Annotated in this window: 18 protein-coding genes; 10 read left to right on the top strand and 8 right to left on the bottom strand. The window is 61.4% G+C overall.

The genetic code is table 11. The annotated features are described in order from the left end of the window. Positions 1–4: 4 nt before the first annotated feature. Positions 5–598 (bottom strand): TetR/AcrR family transcriptional regulator, encoded by a 594-nt coding sequence (locus YH3_RS13790; protein WP_007730510.1) that lies wholly within the window; start codon positions 596–598, stop codon positions 5–7. A gap of 124 nt (positions 599–722) precedes the next feature. Between YH3_RS13790 and YH3_RS13785 the strand changes: the two genes are divergently transcribed. Beyond that, positions 723–1,376, top strand: coding sequence for a nucleoside/nucleotide kinase family protein (locus YH3_RS13785; protein WP_007730507.1), 654 nt, complete (start codon positions 723–725; stop codon positions 1,374–1,376). Between the two features lie 14 nt (positions 1,377–1,390). Here YH3_RS13785 and YH3_RS37150 read toward each other — a convergent pair whose 3' ends face one another. From YH3_RS37150 to YH3_RS13765, 5 genes are all read right to left on the bottom strand, one after another. Then, positions 1,391–1,525: a hypothetical protein gene (locus YH3_RS37150; RefSeq protein WP_003942853.1), complete on the bottom strand. Its 135-nt coding sequence runs from the start codon at positions 1,523–1,525 to the stop codon at positions 1,391–1,393. Positions 1,526–1,752: 227 nt separating this feature from the next. Then, entirely contained in the window at positions 1,753–3,198 is a 1,446-nt protein-coding gene (locus YH3_RS13780; protein WP_064075032.1) for an aminobutyraldehyde dehydrogenase, read from the bottom strand. Next, positions 3,195–3,557 carry a cupin domain-containing protein gene (locus YH3_RS13775; RefSeq protein ID WP_007730501.1) on the bottom strand — a complete coding sequence of 121 codons (363 nt, stop codon included), beginning with the start codon at positions 3,555–3,557 and terminating at the stop codon, positions 3,195–3,197. Before YH3_RS13775 ends, YH3_RS13780 begins: the two co-directional genes overlap by 4 nt. Before the next feature lies 1 nt (position 3,558). Then, a complete protein-coding gene (locus tag YH3_RS13770; protein WP_007730498.1) occupies positions 3,559–5,163 on the bottom strand; it encodes a N,N-dimethylformamidase beta subunit family domain-containing protein in 1,605 nt (534 codons plus the stop codon). Then, a complete protein-coding gene (locus tag YH3_RS13765) occupies positions 5,160–6,614 on the bottom strand; it encodes an APC family permease (protein ID WP_064443594.1) in 1,455 nt (484 codons plus the stop codon). Before YH3_RS13765 ends, YH3_RS13770 begins: the two co-directional genes overlap by 4 nt. 248 nt (positions 6,615–6,862) lie before the next feature. On the opposite strand from YH3_RS13765, the gene YH3_RS13760 reads away from it, so the two are divergent. The 3 genes from YH3_RS13760 to YH3_RS13750 all read left to right on the top strand — a co-directional run bounded on the left by YH3_RS13760 (position 6,863) and on the right by YH3_RS13750 (position 9,568). Continuing rightward, positions 6,863–7,909: a LacI family DNA-binding transcriptional regulator gene (locus YH3_RS13760; protein WP_030536125.1), complete on the top strand. Its 1,047-nt coding sequence runs from the start codon at positions 6,863–6,865 to the stop codon at positions 7,907–7,909. 90 nt (positions 7,910–7,999) lie between these two features. Then, a complete protein-coding gene (locus YH3_RS13755; protein ID WP_030536126.1) occupies positions 8,000–8,866 on the top strand; it encodes a S9 family peptidase in 867 nt (288 codons plus the stop codon). A gap of 336 nt (positions 8,867–9,202) precedes the next feature. Beyond that, positions 9,203–9,568 carry a hypothetical protein gene (locus tag YH3_RS13750; protein ID WP_007730475.1) on the top strand — a complete coding sequence of 122 codons (366 nt, stop codon included), beginning with the start codon at positions 9,203–9,205 and terminating at the stop codon, positions 9,566–9,568. Positions 9,569–9,704: 136 nt separating this feature from the next. On the opposite strand, the gene YH3_RS13745 is transcribed toward YH3_RS13750, so the two are convergent. Next, positions 9,705–11,039, bottom strand: coding sequence for an MFS transporter (locus YH3_RS13745; RefSeq protein ID WP_003942898.1), 1,335 nt, complete (start codon positions 11,037–11,039; stop codon positions 9,705–9,707). Continuing rightward, a complete protein-coding gene (locus YH3_RS13740; protein ID WP_030536127.1) occupies positions 11,039–12,754 on the bottom strand; it encodes an amidohydrolase in 1,716 nt (571 codons plus the stop codon). Before YH3_RS13740 ends, YH3_RS13745 begins: the two co-directional genes overlap by 1 nt. A 224-nt stretch (positions 12,755–12,978) precedes the next feature. Between YH3_RS13740 and YH3_RS13735 the strand changes: the two genes are divergently transcribed. The 6 genes from YH3_RS13735 (at position 12,979) to YH3_RS13710 (ending at position 17,745) form a co-directional block, all read left to right on the top strand. After that, positions 12,979–13,881 (top strand): Lrp/AsnC family transcriptional regulator, encoded by a 903-nt coding sequence (locus YH3_RS13735; RefSeq protein WP_042921480.1) that lies wholly within the window; start codon positions 12,979–12,981, stop codon positions 13,879–13,881. A 79-nt stretch (positions 13,882–13,960) separates the two neighbouring features. Beyond that, the gene (locus YH3_RS13730; RefSeq protein WP_064443593.1) at positions 13,961–14,617 is read left to right on the top strand and encodes a FadR/GntR family transcriptional regulator; all 657 of its coding nucleotides are present in this window, start codon (positions 13,961–13,963) and stop codon (positions 14,615–14,617) included. Then, positions 14,614–15,417, top strand: a complete 804-nt coding sequence (locus tag YH3_RS13725; RefSeq protein WP_064443592.1) for a class I SAM-dependent methyltransferase — start codon at positions 14,614–14,616, stop codon at positions 15,415–15,417. Before YH3_RS13730 ends, YH3_RS13725 begins: the two co-directional genes overlap by 4 nt. Positions 15,418–15,473: 56 nt before the next feature. Further along, positions 15,474–16,025, top strand: coding sequence for an acyl-CoA thioesterase (locus YH3_RS13720; RefSeq protein WP_064443591.1), 552 nt, complete (start codon positions 15,474–15,476; stop codon positions 16,023–16,025). 45 nt (positions 16,026–16,070) lie between these two features. Beyond that, a complete protein-coding gene (locus YH3_RS13715; RefSeq protein ID WP_238592614.1) occupies positions 16,071–17,351 on the top strand; it encodes an NAD(P)/FAD-dependent oxidoreductase in 1,281 nt (426 codons plus the stop codon). A 70-nt stretch (positions 17,352–17,421) separates the two neighbouring features. Further along, the gene (locus YH3_RS13710; protein WP_003942947.1) at positions 17,422–17,745 is read left to right on the top strand and encodes a DUF6292 family protein; all 324 of its coding nucleotides are present in this window, start codon (positions 17,422–17,424) and stop codon (positions 17,743–17,745) included. Positions 17,746–17,819 lie beyond the last annotated feature (74 nt).

Here is a 17,819-nt window from a genome sequence, read left to right as displayed (position 1 = left end):
TGCGCTAGTTCTGGGTGAGGAGCAGGCGAACGACGCCTGCCCATTGACTGATCGAACGACGCGCAGACGCGTCGCTCTTCTGCACTGCCCGGGACAGCGCCAAACCACGGAGCATCAGCACCGTCAGATCTGCAATCTGCGAATAGTTCTCGGAAGCAACAATTTCGGGACCGAAAGCGTCGTGGACAACTCGCCGCAGATCCCGCCCGGCGATTCGCTCCGATTCCCGGAGCACCTCGGCCAACACCGGATCCGTCCGCGCTGCGGACCACAGTTCGAGTTCCGCTTGAAATGGCGGCTGAGTCAACGCCGAATACAGAGCGGAGATCGAGTTCTCGATCGTGTCAACCGACGAATCCTGCCGAGACATGGCAGCTCTTACCGCCACCTCGTTCCGTACGACGATGTTCGACACCAACGCCGCAGTGAGCTCCTGCATGTTCGGAAAGTGGTGCAGCAGAGCGCCCCGACTGACTCCGGCAGCGGTTTGCACCGACTGCGCCGTCAGAGATGAATAACCGTCCGCTATCAGTAAATCCGTTGCCGCATCGAGAATCCGGTGGCGCGTCGCTTCGCGCTGCGCATCGCGCAGGGTCACGGTCTCACCTCCAACTTCTCGAGTGGCATGGATCACAGTTTCACAGTCCATTCAGACTGTCAATGGCCGAAAGCCTCCGGCGTACTCTCGATGCACCGGCCCTTCGGACTGATCGGAGCAACACGTGACGACCTCACCGCCGACCGTCTCGCTGACGCTCGACCAACTTGCTTCACGCGCTGCTTCCCTGATCACCGACGACGGTCGGAGAATCCTCGGCATCACGGGCGCACCGGGAGCCGGAAAGTCGACGGTGTCACAGGCAATTGTGCGGAAATTAGGTTCTCGTTGCTCCATCGTCGAGATGGACGGTTTTCATCTTGCCAATCGGGAACTCGACCGACTCGGCAGGCATGAACGCAAAGGCGCACCGGACACCTTCGACGTCGACGGCTACGCGGCTCTACTACGCCGACTCCGAGCCTCGAACTCGACGGTCTATGCTCCGGTCTTCGATCGCGAGTTCGACGAATCAATAGGCAGCACAACGGCTGTCGATCCATGTACACCGCTGATAGTCACCGAGGGGAACTATCTCCTCCTACCCAGTGGTGGATGGCAGGAAGTGCGAGCAGCACTCGACGAGGTCTGGTATCTCGACGTTCCGGAGGAAACTCGGACGAAGCGCTTGGTGAAACGCCACAGCCGCTTCGGAAAGAGTTCCGAAGCGGCTGCAGAGTGGGTGAAACGGGTAGATCAGCCGAACGCCGAGTTGATCAGCGCAGTCAGGCCACGCGCGGATCTGATCGTCAGAATCGAACGGTCCGAGCCTCACTGATGTCAGCTGAAAACCTAAGAACCGCCGCCGGTTCCGAGAAAAGTGGCCAGCCCGGCAACTCCGGCGATTCCGCCGAATATCGCCGCCAATGCACCGGCGACGGTGATAACGCTGTCGAGCGCTTTGAGATCGGTGTCGGATGAACCCATGGCAGTCTCCTGGAGTCAGAATTGAAAGTGGGGTTGAATGTGCGCCGAAGTGCGCAATGTTGCACACGTCACTTTACCGGCATTCGCGACCCGAATCAACGAAAATTCTCTCTAAACATGTTGCACTGCAACATATTCAAACAGCAGCTTGCAGGTCCACCGAGGCACGACGACGGCCACCGTCCCGCAGCGCGGGCAGGTGGCCGTCGTTGGATATTGCCGAGGAGTCAGACGCTCGTCACATGCATGACGTGCTTGGCCCTCGTGTACTCCGCCAGTGCGAGCTCCGACAGATCCTTGCCGTAACCCGACCCGGCGAAGCCACCGTGAGGCATCTCAGCGGCGAGCATTCCGTGGGCTCCCACCCAGACGCAGCCGAAATCCAGTTCGGCCGTCATCCTCATCGCGGTGCCGTGGTCGGACGTCCACACGCTCGACGCGAGAGCGTACTTGGTCCCGTTCGCAAGTTCGATCGCTTCAGCCTCGGTGGAGAACGACTGTACGGTGACAACCGGCCCGAATATCTCTTCCTGGACCAGCTCATCTTCCTGCTGCACCCCGGAAATAACAGTCGGCAGATAGAAAAACCCTGGTCCAGCTGGCTTTCCCCCGCCAATACATACGTTCGTATTTGCTGAGCGTCTCTCTACCAACTCCGCCACTCGATCACGGTGAGCGCGGCTGACCAGGGGGCCGAGACAATCGCCCGATTCCGGTCCGCCCAACCTCAAGTCCGCGGCCGCAGCCGTCAACTTCTCGGTGAACTCCTCCGCAACCTCCTCTTGAACGAGAATCCTCGTCGCAGCGGTGCAATCTTGACCGCTGTTGTAAAAGGCCCCGGCAACAATCCCCGCGACTGCGCCGTCGAGGTCCGCGTCGGCGAAAACAACGGCGGGTGCCTTGCCTCCGAGTTCGAGATGCAACAGCTTGACGTCTTCCGACGCGGCCTTTGCGACCGAAATACCCGCTCTCGTCGATCCCGTCAGCGCAATCATCCGAGGAACCGGATGAGCGACGAGCGCGGCTCCGGTATCGCGATCGCCGCACACTACGTTCAACACCCCGGGCGGATAGATCTGCGCTGCAAGCACTCCCAGCATCACCGCGGTTTCCGGCGTCTCCTCGGCCGGCTTGAGCACGAGGGTGTTTCCCGTCGCGAGTGCCGGCGCGATCTTCCAGACCGCCATCATCAACGGGTAGTTCCAAGGAGCGATCGCACCGATCACGCCAATGGGTTCACGTCTGACATAAGACGTAGCACCCTCCGTGTACTCCATTGCGGCAACGCCCGGCAGAGAGCGGGCAATACCCGCGAAGTACCGCAGAAAGTCAACACACTGCGGGATCTCGTCGTCTCGCACCTGCCTGAGAGGCTTGCCGGTACTGCGGCATTCGACCTCGAGGAAATATTTCGCGTTTGCTTCCAGCGCGTCCGCGAGGGCCAGCAGCAACTCCTGACGGCGCGCAGGGGTGGACCGGCGCCAGGACCGCGCAGCCTTCTCGGACGAACGGCAGGCTCGGTCGACGTCATCGGCGGAACCGACGGCAGCACGGGCGTATACATTGTCGGTCACCGGATCGACCAGCACGGAAAGTCTACCTGCCGGGCTCTCGCACGTTCCGTTGATCACGTGACCAAACGCTGCGACAGTCATCGAAGTTTCCACCGTCATGAGCGCGATCCGGGGAGCGCGACGAAGAACTTCTTCGACGGCTCAACCGTCTCCCAGGTACCGCGAAACGACTGCGGCACGAAAAATGCTTCCCCAGCGGAGAATTCGCGACGGTTTCCATCGAGGTCGATCAGCGCCACCCGGCCGCTGATCATGATGCAGACCTCGTCGTACGGATACGGGTCGCACAAGAGCGTGCCGGGCTCGCCTTCCCAACCACCGCCGAAGTATTCCCCGTTCGGATCTCCGAACGACCTCCATTCGGATTCCGACCAGTTCGGGCTCGCGTCGTCACCCCACTCCGGGATGAACCGCGTCCCCTGCCCTGGCCCGAACATTCGAATGTCGTTGACACTCATGTCATTTTTCCTTCGTGTTGGAGCTGGAAATTCGTGCAGCAAACAGATTCAGTACGTTTGCAGTTATTCGTTCGGTGAACGGATCGTGATGGATCAGCCCGTTCACCCATTCGGTGGAACCTGCGTTGAACACGGAGCCGAGACCTCGCTTGTGACAGGCGACCATTCCCGATCCGTATTCGAGATCACGAAGGTGATCTGGAGGCTCACTGCCATAGAAGCATTCGATGATTCCCTGCACTTCGGCGAAAGGCGCACCGATCGGAACTTTCCCGTTCCATTTGTCCCGCGAACCCGAAACTGCCGGCGCCATCGCGATGATCTCCAGATCCTCGGGAGCGCCGTCGACGCCGGTCGCATACGGCTGGCCCTTCCGGAACGTGAAATCCACGCCGTCCATCTCGAATCCGGCAACACAGATCGGGGCGATCCCGAAGTTGTCTCCGTAGTACAGGTCGGTTCCGTTCAACGCCCAATGATCCGGCCGGTATACCGTGAAACCGCCCGAAGACCTGGGAGTTGTTGCACCGTAACGATTGTAGACACCGGCCATGCCGGTCAATCCCATCGTCCACGCCCCCGGTCGGGCAACCTCGGGCGAATCCCACGCCGTCGTCACCCGGGTCGGGTCGACTTCTCGCATCGGATCGTCGAACGGATTCTTGTAACAGACTTGTGCGTCGTTTTCGAGGCGTACCTGCCACAGGAAGTTCCCGCCGAATCGCGCCAGACCACCACCCTCTTCGACGAAATCATCTATGCGGTCACGCATCTCCCAGGACCAGTACTCGTCGTGACCGACGACAACTGCGCATGAATATCCATGCAGCGCTGACGGATCGTTATGCAGATCGTGTTGTGTCACGTGGTGGACGCGGAACCCCTGCTCTTCCGCCCAGACCGTGAACGGCCTCTCGTAAGTGGCCCAGAAGGCGTCCGCATGGTGACGCGAGTAGCCGTTCACCCACGCCCATTCGTACGGCGGGTGACGGGGTATCCATCCGATTCCCGGTGTGTCGGTGTGGATGTTGCGTGCTGCGCCCTCGGGTTTGCGCAACATCCCCCGCGCGACGGGACGCTGCGTCGAGGAAATCGGTGTCGGCACATCGCCGGAGCCGTCCGGAACACCTCGGTAGTGGTTTGCCCCACCCCAGTCGTTGTAGGCCAACATCGTGCTGGTGGTGTGAATGAGTACGAAGTCGGCATGCTCGGGTTCGCGCGCCTTGACGACGAAGAAGCCCTCCCGCTCAATAGTCACCCCTTCGTGGAGCATCCGGACCAGAACCAAGTACATGCCGGACGTCCACTTCGGATCTATCTCGACGGCAAGGGATTCCGACCAGTCGCAGCCCACTGCGTACGCGTCGGCAGGCGTCTGCTGCTGCTTGCCCGGCAGACCGACGTATTGCGCGACCTGTTGCGGCCGGGCGCCGTCTCGAACAATTTCGAGGTCGTATTCTTCTGCGGTGGTATGCACTCGGATCGAGACGGTGTCACCACCGAAGTACGAGAACCTGTCCGCATAGACCCATATCTCGGGAGCGCCCGGAACAATTCCGGGACGTTCGACCAACCCTCCGGGGACCGACCATGCGTATTCGCTCATGCCGACAACTCCTCGACCGAGTGTTCACGTACGCGCATCCCGCGTCCCACGCCGAATGCGAAAGCCAACAGCAATGGCACTGCCAACAAGAAGTTTTGCGCGGTGGTCAACCCGGTCAGGTCACTCATGTTCATCAAGAGGTATCCGAGCGCGACGATCAACGCCACTGCAGCGAGCGAGGGTGCAATCAACCTCTGCCACAGACCTTCACCGCGAGAATCCTGCGAGAAGAACCTGAGCACGGCGACGGAAGTGAGAACCTGCAACACCAGCACACCGATGATCGTTGGTGTATTCGTCCACACGACTACTTGGGTGTACGGGTCTGCGGGCGTCAGCGCAAAGCCGGCGATTGCCGCGAATACCAGTGCGCCTTGTGTGATTCCGGCGACGCTCGGCGTTCCAGTGGTCGGCGAAACCCGTGCAAGCGCGGCAGGAAAGACTTTCGCGCGCCCCATGGTGAGCAGATAGCGACTGCAAGCATTGTGGAGGGCAAGGCAACCCGCGAAGAAGCTCGTGTCGATCAACAGATGCATCACGTCGGTCATCATGGAGCCGGCAAATTCATTGTTGAGATCGAAGATCAGCTCGGACGGGTCACCGCCGAGTAGGTCGCCCATCCGACTCGGGCCGACGGCCTGCACGATCACCCAAGCACAGAATGCGTAGACCACAGCCAGAACAGTGACTGCTGTGTAGGTCGCACGCGACACTGTGCGTTTGGAATCGACAACTTCCTCGCTGTAGATCGCCGTTTGCTCGAAACCGACGAAGGAGGTGAAGGTCAACACGAAGACGCTCGCCAGTCCGGCTGTCATGAAGGTCGACGGCGAAAAACTGTCGAGCGACAGTCCTTCGTGGCCGCCTTTCAACAGAACCGCCACACAGAAGACTGCGAGGACGCCGAGCTCGAGCGCCATCAAAACGGCCAGCACCTTCGCGCCGATATCGACCCTGCGATATCCCACCACCACGACCAGAACTGCGACCGCCAATGCGCAGGTGTAGACGGAAACGGTTACTCCCAAGAACAACTCGATCGTCGACGAGAGAAAGATGCCGCAAGCGACGACGAATCCGATCTGGCCACCGAGATAGCCGATGTAAGCCAGCACAGAGGCGCCTGCGCCGACTGTTTTTCCGAGCCCTTCGGTGATGTAGGCGTAGAACGCGCCCGCGCCGCGGATATGCCTGCTCATCGCCGTGAAGCCGACGGCGAACAGTAGATAGACGATCCCGGGAACGACGTACCCCACCGGAAGCGCAGCGCCGGAAACCATCAGGCCCAGTGGCGCGAATCCCACCAGGATCGTCAGTGGCGCCGCTGCGGCGATGACGAAGAAGACCAGATGACGGCTGTTGATAGTTCCGGCGCGCAGGCCCGAGGATGACGTGGGAGAACCGGATTCAGAATGCGTTCCTGCACCGGGAGGGTCGGTTTTTTCGGTCATGGGGAGGCTCCGCGAGTTAAGGCAAGTATGCGCCTGCCTGGTCAGGTTTCCCGAGGTTCGCCCGAATTTCTCTCGACGTTCGCCCGGTGTTCCTAAGAGAGTGCCGAATCGTTTCATCAGTGTCAATACCTGCGCTGAAACGATTCGACGTTTTGTTTTGAGGTGCCCCTCACCGGTGCACGCAACATGCCGAAACGATTGATCGATAGGCTGGAGACAAACCGACCAACGAGTAGAAACGATCCGCAGTGGCTACCCCTGTTTCGCCGACGCTTCGTGATGTCGCCAACGCCGCCGGCGTCGCGGTGTCCACGGTCTCCTATGCACTCAACGGCAAGGGCCGGGTCGACGCGGCCACTCGCGCTCGGGTTCGAGAGGTTGCCGACCGCCTTGGATACCGTGCCAATCGGTCGGCCCAGAATCTCAGGTCAGGCCGGACTGCCACCCTCGGGTTGATGCTCCCCGCTCCCGACCAACTGTCATCGGCCGAGTACCTCAATTTCGACTGGTACGGGCGCGTGGCGACCGCCGCGACCCAGGCTGCATTCCACGCCGATCACTCACTCCTCCTACTGCCGTCGATGAAAGATCCGAACGGACTGCGGCGCATCGAGATGGACGGCGTACTGGTCGTCGACCCGATGGTCGACGACCCGCGCGTCGAAGTTCTGCAGAAGATCGGAATCCCCTCTGTCGCAGTGGGTCCTGGACAATCCGGGCAGTTCGGATACTCCACCTCACCGGACCTCGTCTCCACCACGGAGACTCTTCTGAACCACCTCGCCGAACGTGGCGCAAGGGACATTTTCGTCCTCACTCCCGGAATGCATTCGGAGTGGACCCGCGCAACGACTTTCGCTTACTTCGAGTGGTGCCGCGCCCGAGGCGTGGCACCACGCACCAGCGAGGAATTGACGTCGTTTCCGGGCGCCAGCACCGTCGGAGGCCTCATCGGGGCCGCGTATGCGGCCACCCGCGAGGCCCTCGACTCCTCGACTCCGCCTGACGCGATCCTGTCGTTGATTCTCGGTTGCGCCCCGGCAGCGGCGCGAGCGGCCCTCGATCTCGGGCTGTCGATTCCGGGTGACGTCTTGATTGCACAGGACAGTGACGAACCCGCCCTGCTGGTTTCCCAGCCCCCGATCACTGCCTTCGACTTCTTCCCCCAAGAACAGGCGGCAGCGGCCGTAGATGCACTGTTGGCTCTGGTCAACGGTGACGAACCCCCAGTTCAGAGCTATACGCGTAGCGAACTCCGCGTGCGAGCGAGCACGGCCCATTCGCTCACACCATAAATTCACCTGGCACCGATAGACTGATTTCCGAATTATCGTCCGTCGCCTGCCGAGAGGAATCAGGTCATCGCGCACCGCTCCCGCGACCGCTTGGCCGGGTATCTCGCCGTAGTGCTGGTCTGTGCACTCGCCCTCCTCGCATCTGTCAGCAGTGCGACCGGCCTCGACCGCGACGTCGCTCCGGTCCGCATCGCCTACGCCGCGGCCGCAGACACTTTCGGCGATCTGTATCTTCCAGAAGGATCGGACGGTGACCTGCCGGTCGTCGTACTCATTCACGGCGGTGGATGGGCCCAGAAGAGCAATCTCGAATACGCGGGCGCGTGGGCAAAAACCCTGACCCCGTACGGAATTGCGGTCTGGAACATCGAATACAGACGCGTCGGCGGTCAGGGTGGTTGGCCGACCACGCTCTCCGATACCGTTACGGCCACCAACGCTCTGGCCGGCATCGTTCAGGAAAAGGCCTCCGGGCGACTGGATTTGAGCCGTGTACACATCGCCGGCTACTCCGCGGGTGGACAACTTGCCGCCTGGGTCGCATCGCGATCCCAACAGGGTGCAGACGCCCCGGAACCAAACCTCTCGGTGCCGGTTCGCTCGACGACGATCATGGCCGGCGTCTTCGACATGACGCTCGCCGCAACCGCGGGCAAAGATCGATTTGTTCGAAATCTTCTGGGCGGCATGCCTACCGATCATCCCGATCGCTACCGCATCGCATCACCGATCGAGCACCTCCCCACCGGCCTCCCCGTCACGGTGATCCACGGACTCGGAGACAAGGTCGTGTCGGTCGAACAGAGTCGGCGCTATGCCCGTGCCGCCCGAGCAGCAGGCGACGTGGTCGATCTGATCGAACTTCCCGGCGTCGGCCACGGCGAGTTCGGCAACCCGACGACCGACGCCTGGGCTACCACCAAGCAAGCAATAATCGGCCACATAAATGCCTCTTGAGCAGGTAATACGGGCCACAGTGCTCTCAGCCGCTCGAAATAGAATTAGCTGAAACTCAATCGATGACGTACGGTGGGGTTATCAGAGGGCAGCCGTCAGTCAGGCAGCCGGTCGCTTCGCCCGGAACAACAGTTCCAGTATTCGTTCCAGGGGCAGACTTCCAGTTCGGTGCAAATCCGCGCCTTTGATCACTACGCACTTTCATCAGTCCCGCAGATTGTTGACCAGGCCGAAGGCTCCGACGGAGTCCGCCGCCAATCGCGTACCGACTGCACCAGTATCAACATGCGCTACACACCGCACGGGCCCAAAGACCCTGCGGTTTAAAGGAATACCTTGATCAACACCATGATTCACCCCGACGACACGAACAACCAGACGAACAGCAACTCGACGAACGGTCTACGGATCCCGACTACTTCGGGCCGGATCCGCGAGCGCGGTATCGAAATCGTCTGCACCCTCTACCGTTGCAGCACCGACGAAGCCGCCGAGCTGTTGCTCCGACATTCTCAGACCAACAACCTCAAGGTCACCAGCCTGATCAAAGCGCTTGTCGCCCTGATCGACGAAGACACGTCCGGCACTGGTTACGGAAGCAGTAACACGCTGGCGTCTCACTTCTGGCTGCGTGAGATCAGAAATCTCAGCCAGGCCCACCGACGCAGCGATCATTTTCATCGCCATCTCGTCGGCGCGTAACCGGCGCTGAACGACAACTGACCTGAAACGACAGCTGGGGCAGTACACGGAAATCGTGTACTGCCCCAGCTGTCGTGTTTCAGTTGTCAGGCGGAAGCCGACTCTCGGCAATCAGGCGGAAGCCGACTCTCGGCAATCAGGCGGAAGCCGATTCCTTGTTCAGGCCCTGCGGAGCACCGTCGGTATCTGTCGCCTCGTCCACATGCTGCGGAGCGAAGAGCAGGCAGACGATGCTCAGGACGCACATGCCGATCAGCAGTGCGATGACCGGCCAGATGCTGCCGGTTGCCTTGTACATCAGCGTCGACACCAGCGGAGACAACCCACCGAAGATCGCGCCTGCACCCTGGTACGCCAACGAAATGCTTGTGTAGCGGGCCTGCGGCTTGAACATCTGCGACAGGACGGCGGCGATCGGGCCGTACGTGGCCGCCAGCACCAGTCGCATGACAGCGAAGGTCAGGAAGATCAGGAACACGGATCCGGACTTCAGCACCAGGAACTGCGGCGCTGCGAGAATCGCGACTGCCGCAAGGCCCCAGATGACGACGCGGACGCGTCCCACCTTGTCGCCGAGCCACGCCACGCCGAGAGTCGCGATCAATTCGACCACTGCAGCGACACTCAGCGCGTTGAGAATCAACGTCTCCGACAATCCGACATCGGGGTCGGTTGCGTATGCCGTGATGAAGGTCGTCACGAGGTAGTAGCCGCCGACTGCGACGGGCAGAATGCCGATGCCCAGGATGATCGGGCGCCAGTTGGTCACCAGCGCGTACTTGAGCGGGAGCATTTCCGGTACGTCCGCGGACTTCACCTCGGATTCGAAAACCGGGGACTCTTCGACCTTCAGGCGAACGACCAAGCCGACGAGAATCAGCAGCGCCGAGCAGAGGAACGGCAGTCGCCAAGCCCACTCGCGCAGAGCGTCGTCGCCGAAGGTGGAGAGAATGCTGAAGAAACCTGTGGCCAGGAGCGCGCCGGCCGGGTTGCCCAGCTGAGCGAAACCGCCGTAGAAGGTCTTCTTGTCCTCGGGTGCATGCTCGACGGCCATCAGGACCGCGCCGCCCCATTCGCCGCCGACGGCAAAGCCCTGGACGAAGCGGAGCAGTACCAGCAGTAACGGCGCCCAGAACCCGATCGACGCGTAAGTGGGCAACATGCCGATGAGGAACGTGCCTGCACCCATCAGCGTCAAAGTCACAACCAATGCGGTGCGTCGGCCCATCTTGTCACCGACATGGCCGAACACGATTCCGCCGAGCGGGCGAGCGAAGAAACCGACGGCGTATGTCGCGAACGCCGCCGCAACGCCGGTCAGGCGGTCGGTTCCGGGTGGGAAGAAGATGTCACCGAACACCAGGGCGGCTGCCGTGGCATACACGTAGAAGTCGTACCACTCGATAGTTGTACCGACGAAGGCTGCAAATCCCGCCTTGCGGGCCTTCACGATCTGTTGCTCTCGGTTCATTACTTTTCCTCGGTGGTCGAAGTGCTCGACAATAGGTGGTTATGACCTGAATGTGCGAGTTCGCCGTCGATCCAGGTCTCTCGGACCTCGATCTGCGCAATCGCGTCGGCCGGAACCTCGAGGGGATCCGCGCCCAGAATGACGAAGTCGGCCCGCTTGCCGACCGAGATGCTGCCCAGCTCTGCTTCGCGGCCCAGCGCACGCGCACCGTTGAGGGTATGAGCCTGCAATGCCTGGTCGGCGGTGATGCGGAGTGCATCGGAGCCGAGCTGATGGCCCTGACGCGTCACACGAGTAACGGCTGCCTGAATTGCTTCGAGCGGCTTCGGCTCTGCGACGGGGGCGTCGGAGCTGATGGTCACGGGAACTTCGGCAGCGATGAACTCGCCGAGCGGGTTGAACCGCTCGCCCGGAGTGCCGATCGCAGCGGTCACGCCCTCACCCCAGTTGTAGTAGTGCTGTGGCTGGTTCACCGGGTAGACACCGGCCAGGTTCATCCTTGCGATCTGCTCGGCCGTCGGGAGTCCGCAATGCTCGATGCGGTGACGAGCGTCGGCGTCGGGGTGAGCCTTCTGCGCAGCTTCGATGGCATCGAGCACCATGTCGATGGCGGTCGGTGACTGAGCGTGCGTGGCGGTCTGCAGACCCACCGAATGTGCCTTGGCAATCAGCTCCGAGTAGTCCGCCGGCTCGTGGTAGAGCTGCCCGGTGCGGCACGGGTCGCCCACGTAGCCGTCGGGGAAGTATGCGGTCCAGCCTCCGAGTGTGCCGTCGGCGTAGAACTTGATGCCGCCGAACGCGAGCCGCGAATTGCCGAAGGCGCCGTGCATTCCCGTGTCGATGACGTGATCGAGGAGGTGGCTGAGCATGTACATGCTGACGCGGGTCTTGAGCTGATCCTGCTCGGCCAGACGCAGGTACATGTCGAATTCACGCCGGGTCACCTGGCAGTCACCGATGGTGGTGACGCCACCGGCCAGGAACTTGTCCTGAGCGACCGACAGCTGGCGAAGGTGCTCTTCCGGCTCGTCCTCGAGATGGAAGTTGGGGCCGTGATGGCCGACCTTCACTCCGTTGACGCCGGTGAGAATGTTGCACGCGGCGTCGGAGAGCTCACCGGTGAGTTCGCCGTCTTCATCTCGGAAGAACTCGCCACCGGCCGGATTCTCGGTGCTCGCGTCGATACCGTGCTTGTCGAAAGTGAAGGAGTTGACGACGCCGCCGTGACCGCTCGCGTTCATGAGGTAGACCTCGCGATCGGTGGCCACCTGATCGAGCTCTTCCTTGAGCGGGTGACGCCCTTCGATCAGGTTGCGGTGCTCGTAGCCGTATCCGCGAATCGGGACGCCCGCAGGTGCTGTGAGCGCCGCTTCCTGAAGTAGCGCAATGATTCCGGGGATGGAATGTGCCTTCTCCGGCCCACAGTCCACCCAGCTGAGCATCTGCCCGTACATCAACGGGTGTGCATGTGGATCGACGAAGCCGGGGACGACGGTGGCGCCGTCGAGTTCGACCACCGCGGTTGTGCGAGTGCTCAGCCGACGCGCCTCGGTGCGGCATTCCTCGAGCGTTCCCACCGCTGCAAAGCGGTTTCCGAACACCAGGAACGCTTCGGCTCCCACCGTGCTGTCGTCAACGGTGTGGATCTTGGCGCCGGTGAAGATCGTGCCGGTGGCGTCGAGAGGCGAGGCTTCGTGCGTGTGCAACTTGCGCATGGTGGTCCTTCGTCGAGATGGTGGTGCAGGTCACTGCGTGTTGAGCGAAAACTACGCCCTGACCTGGAGCTATGCAATGCATCAAAGTTTCAGACCAGGCGGTATACAACTTTTTTGTATGAGTTCTTGAGCATTTCTGCACTTATCCACATCATCCATGGCCACATGCGACTGTTCTAATAGGAAGCTCATACAGAAAAATCTCTGGAAAAGTTGGGGCAACCATGACGGTCGATCTCGATTCCAAGCTCATTGCCGCACTTCAGCGCAACGGGCGAGCGACGTACCGCGAACTGTCCGTGGCGGTCGACGCCCCACGAGCGGCGGTGTCCACCAGAGTGCAGGCGCTACTCGACTCGGGAACGGTGTCCGTAGTGGCCGTCGCGCACCCCGAACTTCTCGGGCTGAAGGCGCTTGCACACGTCTCGATCGCAGTGTCCGGACCGATGACCCCGGTGCTGGACGCGTTGATCGCATCCGAGGCCGCCGTCTACATCTCGGCAGTCAGCGGGCAGTACAACGTGATTGCGGAACTTCGGGTGCCCAGTCACGACGATCTGTACCGTGCCATCGCCGAACTCCGCTCACAACGTGGCGTTCGATCCGTGAGCACGCTGGTCTACGTCGACGTCATCAAGGGAATCTTCATGCCCGAGACCGCTTTACAAGCCGATATCCGACTCGACTCGACAGATGTCGCGTTGATCGAACTGCTCGAGCGCAACGGGCGAATGCCCTTTCTCGAGCTGGCCGAACACACCGGACTGTCGCCGAGCGCCGTGCGCAACCGGGTCAATCATCTGATCGCGAGCACGGCACTGCGCGTCGGCGCTGTCGTCAAGCGGCGAGGTGGTGGCCGAACGCTGGCGATGGGCATCGGCGTCAATCTGGGCTCACGGGACGACAACGCGGTATCGGAGATCGAGTCGCTGCCCGGAATCGAATTCCTCGCCCGGACCCTCGGACGATACGACGTGATCGCGACGGTCGCCGCCAACTCGTCCAACGACCTCCATGCCCTGTCCGAGCGAATCCGGGGCATCGACGGTGTCAGCGGCTTGGAATCGTGGGCGCATCTCGAGGTCTTCAAGGAGCACTACGCCCGCAGCCTGGACGTACGCGGATAATTCCCAAGTCATTGACCCACTCGTGAGAGCACGCTAACCTCGGGCAAAGTCATTGACTCACTTACCCGAGGTGGCACACATGTCCGACTCCGGACGCAAGGTAGACATCGTCGCTGCGGCGATCGAGGAGGCGATATCGACCGGCCGATGGCCCGTCGGATCAAAACTCCCGCCGGAGACCGCATTGGTCGAGGAATTGGGAGTCGCCCGAAACACCATGCGCGAAGCGGTACGGGCGCTTGCACACGCCGGAGTTCTGTCCGTTCGTCACGGTGGCGGCGTGTACGTCATGGCGGCGTCGCCGGTCGAAGGACTACTCGGGCGCAGGCTCGCCATAGGTGACGTTCTCGACGTACTGAGCCTGCGACGCGGACTCGAGGTCGAAGCCGCGCGACTTGCAGCGCAGCGCCACACCCCCGAAGATCTCGCGCGGATACATGCAGCCTGGAATGCCCACCCCGGTCACGTCGGCGGCTTCACTGTCGAAGCCGGCATGGCCTTGCACCTTTCGATCGTCGAGGCGTCCCACAATTCCGCACTGATCGACGTCTACCGGGGAGTCCTTGCCGCCGTGACGGATTCGCTGTCCGCCGTCAGTGTCGGTCCAGGTTTCCACGTCGACGAGCACCGACCCTTGATCGCTGCCATCGAGGAACGCAACCCCGGCGAAGCAGCGCGTGCGGCAGGCGCAGCGCTCGATACGGTCATCGACGCAGTCGAAAGGAGCTTGTCGTGAATCGGGGAAACTGGAACGGTGCGGCATATTCCCCTCTTGCCGAACAACTCTCACCTGCATCGACAGAGGCGCTGCGCTCGATCGGGCACGTGCGCACGGCGTACGACGTCTGCGCCGGAACGGGGAACTTTACGCTCCCGGCGGCCCAGTCCGGGATCGCGGTCCACGCACTCGACCTCTCCGCCAGCCAGCTGGAGGTCGCGCGCGAACGCTGGATTCCTCGCCCCGGAACTACCGAACCCACTTTCACGATCGGCGATGCACAGTCTCTGCCGTGGTCGGATTCGAGCGCCGACGCCTGTGTCAGCATCTTCGGGATCATCTTCTGCCCCAACCCTGCGATCGCCCTCGCAGAGATGATGCGGGTGACCCGCCCGGGTGGAAGCATTTGTGTCGCAACGTGGTCGGAGAACGGGTGGGCAGCAGCACTCCGAAGGGAGGCCGCCTCTGCGTTGAATGGCATCACACCACTACCGACGACATGGTCGAGCCCGAGCGAATTCGAGAAGGCAGCAGCTGGATTGGAGTCGGTGAGCTCGGCCTCGCACCTGCTCGAGTGGCAACTACCAGCCGGTTCGGATCCCGTCGAGGAACTGTGCGACCAGGCGCCGGCGTTGAAGAACTTTCGCGAGGCGGTTCGAGGCGCAGGGAATTGGGCTTCGATGTCAGCGCACCTCCGCTCGACGCTCGCACCCTGTCTCAGGTCGAGCGCGGCCGGCCCCGTCGCCACCAGCGAATACGTCCTCCACACGGGCACTGTCCCGAACTCTGACACCGCGCTCTTCCGAACGCGCGGGTAACCCTCTTTGCCGGATACGGTCTCTTCACCGTCCACCGAACCGAAGAGGCCCGCTTGATGTCTGAATCGAACTCCCTACCTGAATTGAAGCAAGCATCGCAGCAAGCATCGAAACAAACCTTGTCCATGTCCGTCCTCATGACGCCGGACATGTCAAACTTCTCGGGCAACGTGCACGGCGGAACGATTCTGAAGTTTCTCGACCAGGTTGCCTATGCGTGCGCGAGTCGATATGCCCAGACCTACGTCGTGACTCTGTCGGTGGATCGTGTGGTGTTCCGCGAGCCGGTGCATGTCGGCGAACTCGTCACGTTCAGCGCTTCCGTCAATTACACCGGGCGCACCTCGATGGAAATCGGAATTCGAGTCGAAACCGAAGACTTTCTTCTCGGAAAATCTCGCCACACCAATAGTTGCTATTTCACGATGGTGGCGATGGGAAGCGACGGGAAACCGGCTGAGGTACCCCAACTCCGGCCGACCGGAACAATCGCCAGGCAGCGATTCGAGGCCGGGCGACGGCGTCGTGAACTGCACAGAGAGAACGAGCTTCGTGAACAGTCCATCCGGGCCGCAGTTCGGGACTTAACGCCCGAACACGATGACTGAATCCAGTCATATTTAAGTTATAACCTTATGCATTAAGCTGATCGAGTGACTTCGAAGGCACGGGAAAAGTATGACGTTGTGATTGTCGGCGCGAGCATCGCGGGATGCGCGGCCGCCATCATGTACGCCCAGCAAGGTCTGCGGATAGCGCTTCTCGACGCTCGCTCCGACATCCGGGCGCACAAAGTCCTGTGCACTCACCACCTGCAACCGTGCGGTGCCCCGATCTTGCAACGACTCGGCGCCACGGAAAAACTGCTCGCCCTGGGAATGGTGGAAACCGTTCCGACATTCTGGACCCCTTGGGGAGTGATCACCCCTGACGCGGCAGAGAACTCACCGCCACCTGGGTTCAACGTCCGAAGGGAAACTCTCGACCCCCTACTGCGCCAACTCGCGAACGACTACCCGAACGTCGACCTTCTTCTCGGGTATCGCGTTTCCGGACTGCTGACCGAGAACGGCACTACTGCAGGCGTCTACGGCACCGAACAGGGTTCGGTCTTCACTGTCGAAGCACGATTGACCGTCGGAGCGGACGGCAAGGATTCGACCGTCGCACGATCCGCTCGTTGTGACTCCGTGACTGCATCCAACGGGCGTTTCAGCTATTTCGCCCAACTCTCCGGACTTGAACGACCCGGCGGAGAAACGTCATTGTCGTGGTTCATGGATCCCGACGTCGCCTATCCGCTCCCCAACGACGGCGGAATCAGCGTGCTGGTGGTCTTCCCTGCCCTCGACAAGCTCGGCTCGTTCGCTGACGACCTGTCTACTGCTTTCCTCGAGTACGCCAACGCATTACCCGGCGCTCCGCTTGTTCGGCGAGAGCACATCGTCGGAAAGATCGTTGGTACCAAACACTTCTCCACAACCCTCACCGAACCCGTAGGTAACGGGTTCGCACTCATCGGCGACGCTGCGGCAACCAACGACCCGTTGTGGGGTATCGGATGCTCGTGGGCACTCGAGACCGCTCAGATGCTGGTCGATGCGACCGCGCACATGCTGACGGAGACGCCGGCAGACACACTCGACTCACATCGGAACGTGAACGCTGCATTGACCGAATACCGTAGCGCCAGAGCGAGTATGACGAATCACATCGACTACATGAGTGGTTACGCCGGTGGGCGAAAGTTCACCGCGATCGAACGTCTGCTCATCTCCGCGGCCACCCACGACCACGACGAAGCCCGAAGGTTCTACTTGTTCGGTTCCCGGTTGATACCGGCCGAACAGTATCTCTCGACTCGCTCGGTCGCGCGGGCAGCACAAAAACATCTCAGGCACCGTCTGCGTCGTAGATCTGTGGCCGGGACGTAATCTGACAAGCGTTTTTTCGGCGCCGGCAACGGGGAACCCTCCGATCGCAAACCGAGCCGGAGGAGCGACCATGCGTGCACACATCGCCATTCCGAGTGAATCGACTTGTCACAGGTACGTAGTCGCCGTCGCCAGCTCCACCTTCGCCGAATCGGTCATCTGGTGCGACGGCCCCGCGTTCGACGCAGTACTCGTTCTGGGCAGCGAGATTCCGCAGCACAGTGGCCACCGAGCCGTACTCGCCTGGAATCACTACTTCGGGTGGGCGCTCGGCGTGGAAACCACACCGGATGCGTCGTTCGCCGTTGTCGAATGCCTCGGTATCGGGAGAATGCCGGATCCTGAACTGTGCGCCGACCGCGCTGTCGAGTTGATTGCCCAGGCGGGTAGTTAAGGAACTCGTCGCGCGGCGCACAATCCGGCGGGCATAAGATCGAGCGCGAGTTTCGCACGCCCGACGAAAGAGAG

The organism is Rhodococcus sp. YH3-3 (genome assembly GCF_001653035.1).
Taxonomy (GTDB): domain Bacteria; phylum Actinomycetota; class Actinomycetes; order Mycobacteriales; family Mycobacteriaceae; genus Rhodococcus_F; species Rhodococcus_F qingshengii.
Note: the sequence above shows the minus strand (reverse complement) of the source record. Positions and strands in the feature narration are given on the sequence as shown.